A 12564-nucleotide genomic window follows, 5' to 3' on the forward strand; every position below is an offset into this window, starting at 1 on the left:
ATTGTGCCGGGTGGTCCACGGCTCACTTCCCTTCCGGACCGGCCTCGTCACGAGCCGCCTCGTCACGAGCGGCGGCGTCGGGGGCGGTGTCGGGGGCGGTGTCGGGTGCGGGCGCGCTGTCGGCCTTGTCCACCGGCTCCGGCGCGGTGGCGGCGGCCTCCGGCTTCGCCTCCGTGGTGGTCCTCGTCCGCGCCTCCGGAGCGGCCTCCGGCTCCGCCACCGGAGCGGCCTCCGCCTTCGTCTCGCTCAGCGTCACCGTTCCGCCCGGCTCGACCAGCGGCGCGTCGCCGGGGAGCTGGTCGGGGCCGTGCTCGGGGTGGTGGCAGGCGACCTTCTGGCCCGTACCGAGCTGGATGAGCGGGGGCTCGATGGTCGCGCAGGAGGCGGTGGCCTTCCAGCAGCGGGTGTGGAAGCGGCAGCCGGAGGGCGGGGCGATCGGCGAGGGCACGTCGCCGTGCAGGAGCCGCCGGTTGCCGTGCCCCTTGCGGCGCGGGTCGGGGACGGGGACCGCGGACAGGAGCGCCGAGGTGTACGGGTGGCCGGGGGTCGCGTAGAGCGTCTTGCGGTCGGCCAGCTCCACGATCTTGCCGAGGTACATGACCGCGATCCGGTCCGAGACGTGCCGGATGACGGAGAGGTCGTGGGCGATTATCACGTACGTGAGGCCCAGCTCGTCCTGGAGGTCGTCGAGGAGGTTGACGACCTGTGCCTGGATCGAGACGTCGAGCGCGGAGACCGGCTCGTCCGCGACGACGAGCTTCGGCTTGAGCGCGAGCGCGCGGGCGATGCCGATGCGCTGACGCTGGCCGCCGGAGAACTCGTGCGGGTAGCGGTTGTAGTGCTCGGGGTTGAGCCCGACGCGTTCGAGGAGGGCCTGCACCTCGGCCTTGACCCCGCCCTCGGGCTTAACGCCCTGGAGCCGGAACGGGGCGCCGACGATCGTGCCGATCGTGTGCCGCGGATTGAGCGAGGAGTACGGGTCCTGGAAGATCATCTGCACGTCGCGGCGCATCTTGCGCATGGCGCCGGTCGACAGGTGCGTGATGTCCCTGCCCTCGAACTCGACGCTGCCGCCCGTGGGTTCGAGCAGCCGCGTGATGAGCCGGCCCATCGTGGACTTGCCGCAGCCGGACTCGCCGACGACGCCGAGCGTCTCGCCCGCGCGCACCTCGAAGGAGAGGCCGTCGACGGCCTGGACGGCGCCGACCTGCCGCTTGAAGAGGCCCTTGCGGATGGGGAAGTGCTTCTGGAGGCCCTCGACGCGCAGCAGGGTGTCCCCGTGGGCGACCGGGGTCTCCGGAGCGGCCGGGGTCTCCTGGGCTGCGGGTGCGCTGGGTGCGGTGCTCTGCGCGGGGATCGCCGCGTCCTTGGGGTCGTCGCTCACAGCTTCGGCGCAATCTCTTCGGTCCAGATCCGCTCGCGCTGCTCCTTGCTGAGGTGGCAGGCGGCCCAGTGGGCGTCGCCGACCTGGGCCAGCTCGGGCCGTACGGTGCGGGTCAGGTTGTCCTTGGGGAGGTCCGCGTACGGGCAGCGCGGGTTGAAGGCGCAGCCGTCGGGGATGTTGATGAGCGAGGGCGGGGAGCCCTTCACGGGGATGAGCCGCTCGGTCTCCTCGCGGTCGATGCGCGGCATCGAGCCGAGCAGGCCCCACGTGTAGGGGTGGCGGGGCGCGTAGAAGACCTCGTCCACGGGACCGCGCTCGACGCAGCGCCCGCCGTACATGACCAGGATGTCGTCGGAGAGTTCGGCGACGACGCCGAGGTCGTGCGTGATGATGATGACGGCGGAGCCGAACTCCTTCTGGAGGTCGCGGATAAGGTCGAGGATCTGTGCCTGGACCGTCACGTCGAGCGCGGTGGTCGGCTCGTCGGCGATGAGGAGTTCGGGGTTGTTGACGAGCGCCATGGCGATCATGACGCGCTGGCGCATGCCGCCGGAGAACTCGTGCGCGTAGGAGTCGACGCGCTTGTCGGGCTGCGGGATGCCGACGCGGTCGAGCATCTCGACGGCCCGCTTGCGCGCGGTCTTCTTGTCCACGTCGTGGTGGATGCGGTACGCCTCGACGATCTGCTTGCCGACCGTGTAGTACGGGTGCAGCGAGGACAGCGGGTCCTGGAAGATCATCGCCATGTCGCGGCCGCGCAGCGCCCGGACCCGGTCGGGGTCCGCGGTGAGCAGTTCCTCGCCGTCGAGCCAGATCTCGCCGGAGATACGGGGCTTGCGCTTGCCGTACTGGCCGGTGGTGTGCAGGCCCATGATGCCGAGCGAGGTGACGGACTTGCCGGAGCCGGACTCGCCGACGATGCCGAGCGTCTTGCCCTTCTCCAGCGTGAAGCTGAGACCGTCGACGGACTTGACGAGGCCGTCGTCGGTGGGGAACTGGACGCGCAGGTCCCGGACTTCGAGGAAGGCGCGGGGTGCGGTGCCGCTCCGCGCGGCGGTGACCTCGCCGGTGCCGGCCTTGGCGGTGTTCGCCTTCGTCGCGTCGGGATTGGTGACGTCGGTTGTCGTGCTGCCGGTCTTCGCGGGCTCGTTGTCCGTGGTGCCGGCGGGCTGGGTCGTCATGCGAGCCTCACTCGGGGGTCGATCGCGGCGTACAGGAGATCCACCAGGAGGTTGGCGAGGATGACGGCGAGCGAGGTGATGAGGACGACGCCGGTGATGACCGGGAGGTCGCGCTCGTTGATCGCCTTGAGCACGGCCTGGCCGAGCCCGGGGAGGCTGTAGGTGGTCTCGGTGAGGATCGCGCCACCGATCATGGCGCCGAGGTCCATGCCGAGCATGGTGAGGATCGGGGTCATCGTGGAGCGCATCGCGTGCTTGCCGATGACCTTGGTCTCCGTGAGGCCCTTCGCGCGGGCGGTGCGGATGTAGTCCTCGCCGAGCACGTCGAGCATCGTGGCCCGGGTGATGCGGGCGTACATCGCCGCATAGAGGAAGGCGAGGGTGACCCAGGGCAGGATCAGCCCGCTGGCCCAGCCCGTGACGCTCTCCTCGATGGGCACGTACTTGGGATCGAACCAGCCGAGGCCGAAGTGGAAGATCGCGGCGGCGAGCATGCCGGTGAAGTAGATGGGCAGCGAGACGCCGGAGAGGGCGACGAGCATCGCGCCGCGGTCCCAGACCGAGCCGCGCTTGAGCGCGGAGAGGACACCGGCGGCGACGCCGAAGACGACCCACAGCACGGCCGCGCCGACGGCGAGGGAGACCGTGACGGGGAGCCGGTCGGTGAGCTGCGGCCAGATGGCCTGCTCGCTGCGGAAGGAGTAGCCGAAGCACGGGGCCGCGCAGTGCGTCACCTCGCCGCCACCGGAGTAGGTGCGGCCGGCGACGATGCCTTTGAAGAAGTCCCAGATCTGGACGAAGATCGGCTGGTCGAGTTGCAGCTTCTCCCGGACGGCGTCGAGCGCCGCCTGGTCGGACTGCTTGCCCACGTACATCGTCGCGGGGTCGACTCCGGTCCACTTCGGTATGAGGAAGAAGATGCCGAAGACCACCAACATGATGACCACCAGCATCACGACGACGGCGAACAGCCGCCTGATGAGGTATGCGAGCACTGCTTCCGGCCCGGCCGCGGTCCGCGGGCCACCGGGAGGTCGTCCCGGTGGCCCGCGATCACGCCGTCGTGGCCTTCACCTGCCTTTCGTGCAGTACGGCGGGTGTGCCGACGGTCGTGGTGTTACTTGACGCCCAGGTTGACGAAGTCGTACATGCCCGAGTAGCCGTTCGTGCTGTAGACGTTGGTCAGCCGCGAGGAGCGGAAGTTGATGAACTTCTCGAAGACGAACGGGAGGTAGTAGCCGCCCTCCATCACCTTGTGGTTGATGTCGGTGGCGAGCTGCTCCTTCTTCGTCTTGTCCAGCTCGTTGTTGAACTTGTCGAAGTCGCCGTTGATCGCCTTGTCGTCGATCAGGGCGTAGTTGTTGTTGCCGTTGTCCAGCGTGAAGCGCGAGTCCCACAGCGGCTGGCCGTAGCCCTGGACCGACGGGAAGTCGGGGCCCCAACCCATGATGATGATGCCGTAGTTCTTCGACTTGACGACCTTCGGGTTACCGATGATCCCCGCGGTCTGCGCGCCGTCGTACTGGTCGATGTCGGCCTGGATGCCGATCTTCTTCAGCGAGGCCTGGAGCGAGGTGGCGGTGGCGACCTCGACCGGCTTGTTGTTGCGCACCGCGATGGTGGTCTTGAAGCCGCTCGGCTTGCCGCAGGCCTTCAGCTCTTCCTTGGCCTTGGCGGTGTTCGGCGCGCCGTCGTTGGCGGCCATGCCGTACGGGTCGTACTTCTGGCCCTCGGAGCCGGGCACCGACGGCGGCAGCATGTTGGTACCGATGTCGCCACCGGCCTGCGGGCCGCCACGCGCCGTCTGGAGCGACTTGTGGTCGGCGCCGTAGAGGACCGCCTTGCGGCAGTGGATGTTGTCGAAGGGCTTCACGCTCTGCGGGAAGACCGCGTAGCGGATGTAGCCCGAGACGGGGTTGTCGATGTTGCCCTTGTGCTCCCTGAGGGCCTTGGTGCGGCCCTGCGGGGAGAGACCCGTCTGGTTCAGGTCGAGGTCGAACTCACCGTTGAGCAGACGGTTGTCCATGTCGTCCGCGTTGGTGAAGAACGTGATCGTGATCTTGTCCGGGAGCGCCTTGCGGACCGGGTCCGAAGCCTGCTTCCACTCGGTGTTGCGCACGAGGGTCAGCGACTTGGCGGGCTTGTACGACTGGAACTTGTACGGGCCCGAGGAGAAGGGGTGCAGACCGTACTTGGACTTGGTGTCCTTGTCCTTGCGCACCGGCGAGGACGACGTCATCGCGAGCATTTCCTCGAAGTCGGAGTTCCGCTTCGGGAGCTTGAAGACGATGGTCTGGTCGTCCGGCGTCTGGATGACCTTCAGGCCCTCCTTGGACGTGTCCTTGTACGGGCCCTTGTACTTGCCGTCCGGGTCGAGGACGTTCTTGATGTAGACGGGGCCGCCGGAGAGGACGTCCTGCGCCCACTGGCGCTCGATGCCGTACTTGACGTCCTGCGAGGTGATCGGCTTGCCGTCCTCCCACGTGACACCCTCGCGCAGGTGGTACGTGTAGGTCTTGCCGTCCGAGGAGATCTCGGCCTTGTCCTTGGCGAGGTCGGGGACCACTCCGGCACCCTTGGCGCCGGGCTCGGCCGCGTTCGTCACGAGCTGACGGCTGTAGTAGCGCATGAAGTTCCACGCCATGCCGTAGTAACCACGCGTGGTGTCCCAGGAGTCGGCGTCCTGCACGGACGCGAACTTGAGGGTGCCGCCCTTCTTGGTGGACGCGTTGGCGACCTTGTTGTTGGCCGCGTCGAAGCCGGCCGCCTTGGCACCGCCGTTGCCACCGCTGCCGTTGCCGTCGTCGGAGTCGCCTCCGCCGCAGGCGGCGACGGACAGCAGTGCCGCGATCGCCGCGGTCGCCGCGAGGGCCTGCTTGCGCCGCCCGGTCGAGTGGGTCTTCACGATCTGGGTTCCTCCGTGTCGTTGACGTCCCGCGGTCGCGGGAGCCGTCGTGGATTGGGCGATTAGCGGGAGCCCCGGGGGTCCAGCGCGTCCCGCACGCCGTCGCCGAGGAGATTGAAGGAGAGGACGGTCACGAAGATCGCCACACCCGGCACGACCATGTACATCGGGTCGGTCTCGTAGTAGCTGAGCGCGCTGGAGAGCATCTGCCCCCAGGAGGACGACGGCGGCTTCACGCCGACCCCGAGGAAGCTCAGCGCGGCCTCGTTGAGGATGTTCGTGGGGATCATCATCGTCGTGTAGACGATGATCGGCGCCACGAGATTGGGCATCAGTTCCTTGAAGATGATGTGGCTCTTGCCCGCTCCGAGGCTCGTCGCGGCCTCGACGTACTCGCGCTCGCGCAGGCTCAGCGTCTGGGCGCGCACGACGCGACCGACGTTGGGCCAGCCGAAGAAGCCGATGACGAGGATCATCACGAAGACGCGGACGCTCGTACCGGACATCCCCAGCATCTCGTTGGGCATGACCGAGACCAGCGCGATGATGAAGAGGAGCTGCGGGAACGAGAGCAGCGCGTCCATCACGCGGCTGATGAGCGCGTCGACCCAGCCGCCGAAGTAGCCGGCGAGGACACCGAGGACGGTGCCGAGGGCGACGGCGACGAGGGCGGAGAGGAAGCCGACGAGGAGCGAGATCCGCGCGCCGTAGAGGATGCGCGCGAAGATGTCCCGGCCGTTGACCGGTTCGACCCCGAGCCAGTGGTCACCGCTCGCCCCGCCGAGGGAGCCCTTGGGGGTCGAGAACAGCGGGTCGATGAGGTTCTCGTGGTACGAGTCGGGGTCCTGGCCGTACAGGTGCGCGATGAGCGGCGCGAAGACGGCCACGAGGACCAGTACGGCGACGATCACCCCGCCGCCCAGGGCGAGTTTGTCGCGCTTGAGGCGCTCCCAGGCGATTCTGCCGAGAGAGCGTCCCTGCACTTTCTCCTTGGGCATGCCGGCCTTGAGATCGGCGGCCGAGGGTGCCATCTCCGCCGGCTCATGCAGTGGTGCCGTCATCGTGCCAGCGACCCCTCTCAACCGGCGGTGGCCGGCCCACACTTGCCGCCCGAAGCGGCCTGTCGAACAGTCGTACGCGGGAACGGTCCGTCCCTGAGCACGGAAGTCTTCATCCCGCCCGCACACGGCGGCCAGACCCTCCGGCCAAAGGTTGCGCAACCGTGATCCGTATTCGGTTTCACCGTTATCCGCAAAGCGGTCAACGCAACCCGAACAGCGGGGAGTTACTTCGTTCGATGATGGCAAAGCGCGCCGATGCACCACCTGCGTCAATGTCGGACATCACCACGAAATAGCCTCAGCACCCCCTTCAACTCGTCCACATGGTGGACGAGTTGGGAGCGATGATGATCAAGTCACCTGGCGAAAGGCGTCACATGGGGGTACAGGGGGGCATGGGGGCGCAGGAGGGGGCAGGAGCATGCAGGAGGGGTGCGACGGGGGCAGAGGCGGGCATTAGCACCTCGGGGGCGACTTCGAGGACAGGCTGTGGACAAACGGCCGTCACGCGAAATCGCCTCACTCGGAGGGGTGAGGCGATTTTCAGGAAGTGCGGAGTTGTCCACAGATTTCGGTGGCGGGGGCGGGGCGGGGTGGGGGGTGCGGGAGGATGGTATTGGGGTCGCCCCCCGGGAGGAGGGGGCTGTCCACGCAGCCGTGGGGAGGGAACTCTCGACCGGGCGCGTACGAGGCGGGGCGTCGGGGCCGTCCACGCACCCCCGGGAGGGAGGATCCGTTCTACCCACCCCCGGGTGGGGGTCCGTCCACGCACCGCCGGGAGGGGGCTGTCCACGCATCCTCAGCTCTGCGGCCCCGCACCCGGTGCAGGCGCCTGCACCGGACCACGACCAAACCGCCTCCGCGCGGGCAGCCCTGCCCCCTCAGCCCTGCGACCCCGCCTACGGCTGCGGGTACCCGTACCCCTGGCCAGGAGCCTGGCCGGGGCCCTGCCCGGGGATCTGTCCCGCCGCCTGGCCCGGCGCGTGGGCCTCCCGCGTGTAGAACGGGCGGGTCCGTTCGCGGAGCCACTGGGCGAGCGGGTCGTGCGGGTCCATGAGCGAGACCGCCATGACCGTGAGGTCCTCGGGGAGGGCGGTCGAGGAGAGGCGGAGCATCGTGTGCGCGGCCTCGACGGACTGCGGGCCCTCCTCGTAGAGGTCGAGGCCGATGGTGAGGCACGGCAGGCCCGCGGTCGGCTGGACCCAGGCGCGGTGCAGGCCGCGGACGACCGCGGTGCGGTGCGCCTGCTGGGCGAGGAGTGCGTAGAACTGCGGGAGTTCGATGGTCGGTTCGGCGAGCCGCAGCGGGCCGGCCGGCTGCGTCGCGGGGCCGAGCGCGACGCGGCGCAGGTCGGCCCAGGGGATGCCGACGCCGCCGCCGGGCGCGTGCGGGTTGAGCCACAGGCCGCGGCGGGACGGGTAGAGGGCGGCGGCCACCGCCTCGCCCCGTTCCAGGACCTGCGCGCGGCTCCAGCCGCTCACCGCGAGTTCGCCGGGCGAGGTGACGCAGGGCGCGTAGGAGTGCCCGGCCACGTCCATGGAGCTGTACCGCGCCTCGGGCGAGCCCGGGGTGCCGGAGAAGAGCAGCATGTGGACGCTGCTCGTGGCGAGGGCGTGCAACAGCGCCTCGTAGGAGTCGAAGCGGCCGGGTACGACCTGCCGCAACGCCTCTTCGAGGTACTCCCCCGTCCCCGGCCGCGTGCGGCCCGGGATCTCGCCCCCGGCCGCCGTGCCCGACGCACTCACCTGTGACCGCCCCTTCGTCGTGAATCGACCGCCCCACCGTACTGGCCCCGGTCCCGGAGCGCAGGGCCGCGCCGCGCGCGACCTCGTGCCGAAGCGCCGCGCGACGTCGTCCCCGACCCGCGCGCGACCTCCCATGAAACCAGTTCGGCGCGCGGACCGGTCCTCGCGCGCTCCCCGGCGGCTCAGTACCCCGCGGCCGTGTGGAAGGGGCGCACCCGGCCCCGCAGCCAGTCGGCGACCGGGTCCTGGGCCACGTCGAGGAGGATCAGGTTGACCGGCCAGGCGACGGGGGCCCGGCCGAGCGCGCGCCCGAGCGCGTCGAGCACCGCCTCGCCGCCCGCCGGGTCGCTCAGTTCCACGCCCACGAAGAGGGAGGGCGGCTGGTCCTCGACCTCCGCGAGGCAGCGGCGGGCGGTGCGGACGAGCCCGGTGACGGCGAACTCCTCGGCGGCGGCGCTCAGGAAGTCCACCGGGTCCACCTGCCAGTCCGGTTCGCGCAGCCGCACCCGGCCGCCGCCGCCCGGCCCGTCGAGCACCGTGCGCCCCGCGCGGCACAGTTCGGCGACGGCGGGCGGCGGCAGGGGCACGGTGACGGTGCCCTCGGGGTTGAGGAGGATGCCGAGCTGCGCGGGCAGTCCGCGCGCGAAGTCGATCGCGGCGACCTCGGCGAAAGGCGTGTACGTGCCCATGACGCCGAGCAGTTGCGACTGGGAGCTGAAGACCGGCACGTACGCCTGTCCGTCCAGCTCGACCGCCGGGAGGTCGAGCGCCATGCTCTCGGGGCCGCCGCCCTTGGGCAGCGGCACCCATATCGTGGCGCGCCCGAGCGTCTCGACGATGCGCCCGCCCGCGCCCGGCACGCCGAGCGAGGCGACGAGCACCTGCTCCAGCTCGTTGCCCGGCCATCCGCCGTACGGCGCGGTCTCGGCCGTCGTCTGCGCCGGAACGTTCATCCGCTTCCCACCCTGAGCCCGCGGGCGCCTGACCCGCTGTCGTTCACCGGGCCGCCGCTGTGCGCGGGGCCGCTGCCGTTCGCTGCTTGCGGGCGCACTGTAGCGCGCGGCGCCGACAGGCGGCCCGGCCCTGGCACGGCCCCGACCGGCCTCGGACTGGCCCCCGACCGGCCTCGGACCGGTCCCCGACCGGCCCCGGACCGGGGTCGGCTGGGCCCCGGACCCGCTCAGCCGTCCGCCGCGCCGCGCGGCGCGGGGAGCGCGGGGCCCTTCGTCGTGTGCGGTGTCGCCCGGGGTCGCGGCGGGGGTACGAAGTCGAGTGCCGCCAGTTCCGCCGCGGCCTCGCGGTCGAGGAGGACGAGGTGGGCGCAGCCGCGGGGGAGCAGCCCGCGCGCGGCCCGTGCGCGCAGCCTGCCCGCGGCCCTGCGGTGGCGGGCGAAGGCGTACCGGCTCACCTCGCGTCCGCGGGCGCGCTGACCGGCGCGGGCGAGCGGCGGGGAGACGTCGAGGAAGAGCAGGTGGAAGCGGGTGCCGCGGCGGCGGGCGGCGAGGGCGAGCAGGGCCCGGACGAAGGGCAGCGTCCCGCAGTCGTGCACGAGGAGGCTCTCGCGCGTGGTGAGGGCGGCGCGCAGCAGGACGCGGTAGTGGTCGAGGCGGACGAGCGGCCGGTAGAGGGCGTAGGGCAGGGCGGGCAGCCGGGCCGCCCAGCGCTCGCGGGTGTCCTGCGAGTCGATGGTGCGGGCGGCGGCGAGGCGGGCCAGGAGCGTCGACTTGCCGCTGCCGGGGAGCCCGGAGACGGCCACGAGGTCGCCCTCGGCGAACCGTAGCCGCCGGGGGGCGTACGGGGCGCCTTCGCGCAGGTCCAGGACGCGGGGCGCGGCCCGGTGCGCGGGCGCGTCCCCGGCGTACGGTGCCGCGCCCCTCGCACCGCCGGACTCCCTCGCACCACTACGCGCGCCCACCTCGGCCCGCTCCGCCGCACCACTGCCCACTCCCCCGCCACCGCCCGCGCCCGCACGGCCGCGCTCCCCCGCACTCGCCCCCGCGCCCACCTCGGCCCGCTCCCCCGTACCCGCCCCGCCCCGCGCTCCCGTACCCGCCCCCGCCCCAGCCCGTCCCCCCGTACCCGTGTCGCCACGCTCCGTGCCGGTCTGCTGCCGCATCGCGATTCCTCCCCCGTGCTCGCGGTCCGCCCGCCGCACGCCCCCTCAGAGTAAAGAGAAGGTAATGCGGACTACCGGGACAGTGCCCAGCCCGGGGGTGCGGGAATCCCGGCGTGACGCACCTCGCCACCGGGGGGCGGGATGCCCCTTCTGTCGCCCGGAGAGGCGTGCGATGATGGCGGCGATCGACCGCTTCACCCCAGCGCGACGGCTCCAGGGCCGGACGGCTGGACAACCTCATAACGGCCGCTTGAATCCGCGCGGGAGAGTCCCGGGAGCCGCACAGCCGCTCCGGGGCGCCGAAGGAGCAAGTCCCTCCCTTGAATCTCTCAGGCCCCGATACCGCGCGGGCGAGGCACATCTGAAAAGCGGGCCGGGCGACCGGTCCCACCCACGGTGCAAGTCCGCCCGCCGCGCGCGGGTCATGGCGAACCTCTCAGGTCCCGATGACAGATGGGGAGGAACCACCTCGCCCGTCTCGTTTCTGGGAGCCGACCGCATGAGCGACACGCCAGACACCGCCCCCCTCCGCAGGACCGCGCTCGACGCCGCGCACCGCGCGCTCGGCGCGACGATGACCGACTTCGCCGGCTGGGACATGCCGCTGCGCTACGGCAGCGAGCGCGAGGAGCACACAGCGGTGCGCGAGCGCGCCGGGCTCTTCGACCTCTCCCACATGGGCGAGATCACCGTCGCGGGGCCGCAGGCCGTAGACCTCCTCGACTTCGCGCTCGTCGGCAACATCGGCTCCGTGAACGAGGGCCGCGCCCGCTACACGATGATCTGCCGCGAGGACGGCGGCATCCTCGACGACCTCATCGTCTACCGCACCGGTGCCGACACCTACCTCGTCGTCGCCAACGCCTCCAACGCGCAGACCGTCCTCGACGCGCTGCGGGAGCGCGCGGCCGGTTTCGACGCCGAGGTGCGCGACGACCGGGACGCGTACGCGCTCCTCGCCGTGCAGGGTCCGGCGGCGGCCCGCATCCTCGCGAAGATCACCGACGCGGACCTCGACGGGCTCAAGTACTACGCGGGCCTGCCCGGCTCCGCGGGTGGCGTCGCGGTCATGATCGCGCGCACCGGCTACACGGGCGAGGACGGTTTCGAGCTGTTCTGCGCCCCTGCCGACGCGCCGAAGCTGTGGGGCGCGCTCTTCGCGGCGGGGACCGGGTCCGGCATGGTGCCGTGCGGGCTGGCCTGCCGCGACACGCTGCGGCTCGAAGCCGGGATGCCGCTGTACGGGCACGAGCTGAGCACCGCGCTCACGCCGTTCGACGCGGGCCTCGGGCGCGTCGTGAAGTTCGAGAAGACGTCGAACGAGGGCCGTTTCGTCGGCCGCGAGGCACTGGAGGCCGCCGCCGAGAAGGCCGCGAGCACCCCGCCGCGCAAGCTCGTCGGGCTGATCGCCGCGGGGCGTCGGGTCCCGCGCGCCGGGTACGCGGTCGTGGCGGACGGGCAGGTCGTCGGCGAGGTCACCTCGGGTGCCCCGTCCCCGACGCTCGGCAAGCCCCTCGCGATGGCCTACGTGGACGCCGCGCACGCCGCGCCGGGCACGGAGGGCGTCGGCGTCGACATCCGGGGCAAGCAGGAGCCGTACGAGGTCGTGGCGCTGCCCTTCTACAAGCGGCAGAAGTAGCGTCCGCGAGTCGCCGGGCGCGCCGCGCGGGCGCTGTCCGTACGGGAGCGCGCGCTCCGCGTACGGCGCGGTCCCGTACCCGTGCCTCCCGCATCCCCTTTCCCCACCACTCCCCCGCGTACAGGAGAATTCAGGCCATGAGCAACCCCACGAACCTGCGGTACAGCAAAGAGCACGAGTGGCTGTCGGCCGCCGCGGACGGCGTCTCGACGGTCGGCATCACGGCGTACGCCGCCGGTCAGCTCGGTGACGTCGTCTACGCGCAGCTCCCCGAGGTCGGCGACAGCGTCGAGGCGGGCGAGACCTGCGGCGAGCTGGAGTCGACGAAGTCGGTGAGCGACCTGTACTCGCCCGTCAACGGTGAGGTCACCGAGGTCAACTCGGACGTCGTCGAGGACCCCTCGCTCGTCAACTCTGCCCCCTTCGAGGGCGGCTGGCTCTTCAAGGTGCGCGTGAGCGAGGAGCCCGGCGACCTGCTGAGCGCCGAGGAGTACGCGGCCTTCGCCGGCTCCGACGCCTGACGGCGCACGGAC

10 protein-coding genes and 1 riboswitch are annotated in these 12564 nt (G+C 71.3%); of the genes, 2 read left to right on the top strand and 8 right to left on the bottom strand.

Annotated elements, in window-relative coordinates:
* Positions 1-22: 22 nt before the first annotated feature.
* From STTU_RS08615 to STTU_RS08650, 8 genes are all read right to left on the bottom strand, one after another.
* On the bottom strand, positions 23-1384 hold the full coding sequence (locus tag STTU_RS08615; protein WP_043254587.1) for an ABC transporter ATP-binding protein: 1362 nt from the start codon (positions 1382-1384) through the stop codon (positions 23-25).
* Entirely contained in the window at positions 1381-2565 is a 1185-nt protein-coding gene (locus STTU_RS08620) for an ABC transporter ATP-binding protein (protein WP_043254590.1), read from the bottom strand. The genes STTU_RS08615 and STTU_RS08620 overlap by 4 nt, the downstream gene beginning before the upstream one ends.
* Positions 2562-3560: an ABC transporter permease gene (locus STTU_RS08625; protein WP_007821840.1), complete on the bottom strand. Its 999-nt coding sequence runs from the start codon at positions 3558-3560 to the stop codon at positions 2562-2564. Before STTU_RS08625 ends, STTU_RS08620 begins: the two co-directional genes overlap by 4 nt.
* A gap of 122 nt (positions 3561-3682) precedes the next feature.
* Positions 3683-5470, bottom strand: coding sequence for an ABC transporter substrate-binding protein (locus tag STTU_RS08630; RefSeq protein WP_007821842.1), 1788 nt, complete (start codon positions 5468-5470; stop codon positions 3683-3685).
* Between the two features lie 62 nt (positions 5471-5532).
* Entirely contained in the window at positions 5533-6531 is a 999-nt protein-coding gene (locus tag STTU_RS08635) for an ABC transporter permease (RefSeq protein ID WP_007821844.1), read from the bottom strand.
* Between the two features lie 899 nt (positions 6532-7430).
* Positions 7431-8276, bottom strand: a complete 846-nt coding sequence (locus STTU_RS08640) for an enhanced serine sensitivity protein SseB C-terminal domain-containing protein (RefSeq protein WP_043254593.1) — start codon at positions 8274-8276, stop codon at positions 7431-7433.
* A gap of 182 nt (positions 8277-8458) precedes the next feature.
* Positions 8459-9229, bottom strand: coding sequence for an enhanced serine sensitivity protein SseB (locus STTU_RS08645; protein ID WP_007821847.1), 771 nt, complete (start codon positions 9227-9229; stop codon positions 8459-8461).
* A 227-nt stretch (positions 9230-9456) separates the two neighbouring features.
* Positions 9457-10392 (bottom strand): AAA family ATPase, encoded by a 936-nt coding sequence (locus tag STTU_RS08650; protein ID WP_007821854.1) that lies wholly within the window; start codon positions 10390-10392, stop codon positions 9457-9459.
* 251 nt (positions 10393-10643) lie between these two features.
* Positions 10644-10747, top strand: a riboswitch (glycine riboswitch).
* A gap of 144 nt (positions 10748-10891) precedes the next feature.
* Between STTU_RS08650 and gcvT the strand changes: the two genes are divergently transcribed.
* Complete coding sequence (gene gcvT / locus STTU_RS08655) at positions 10892-12031, top strand: glycine cleavage system aminomethyltransferase GcvT (protein WP_043254596.1); 1140 nt, start codon at positions 10892-10894, stop codon at positions 12029-12031.
* Positions 12032-12168: 137 nt separating this feature from the next.
* Positions 12169-12552 carry a glycine cleavage system protein GcvH gene (gene gcvH / locus STTU_RS08660; protein ID WP_007821858.1) on the top strand — a complete coding sequence of 128 codons (384 nt, stop codon included), beginning with the start codon at positions 12169-12171 and terminating at the stop codon, positions 12550-12552.
* The last annotated feature ends 12 nt before the right edge of the window (positions 12553-12564 follow it).

The sequence above is a fragment of the Streptomyces sp. Tu6071 genome, from assembly GCF_000213055.1.
Classification (GTDB): Bacteria; Actinomycetota; Actinomycetes; order Streptomycetales; family Streptomycetaceae; genus Streptomyces; species Streptomyces evansiae.

What these genes read in the sequence shown, in the direction of transcription:
- gcvH (WP_007821858.1), top strand. Translation starts at nt 12,169, where the DNA reads ATGAGCAACCCCACGAACCTGCGGTACAGCAAAGAGCACGAGTGGCTG.
- STTU_RS08645 (WP_007821847.1), bottom strand. Translation starts at nt 9,229, where the DNA reads ATGAACGTTCCGGCGCAGACGACGGCCGAGACCGCGCCGTACGGCGGA.
- gcvT (WP_043254596.1), top strand. Translation starts at nt 10,892, where the DNA reads ATGAGCGACACGCCAGACACCGCCCCCCTCCGCAGGACCGCGCTCGAC.
- STTU_RS08620 (WP_043254590.1), bottom strand. Translation starts at nt 2,565, where the DNA reads ATGACGACCCAGCCCGCCGGCACCACGGACAACGAGCCCGCGAAGACC.
- STTU_RS08650 (WP_007821854.1), bottom strand. Translation starts at nt 10,392, where the DNA reads ATGCGGCAGCAGACCGGCACGGAGCGTGGCGACACGGGTACGGGGGGA.
- STTU_RS08635 (WP_007821844.1), bottom strand. Translation starts at nt 6,531, where the DNA reads ATGACGGCACCACTGCATGAGCCGGCGGAGATGGCACCCTCGGCCGCC.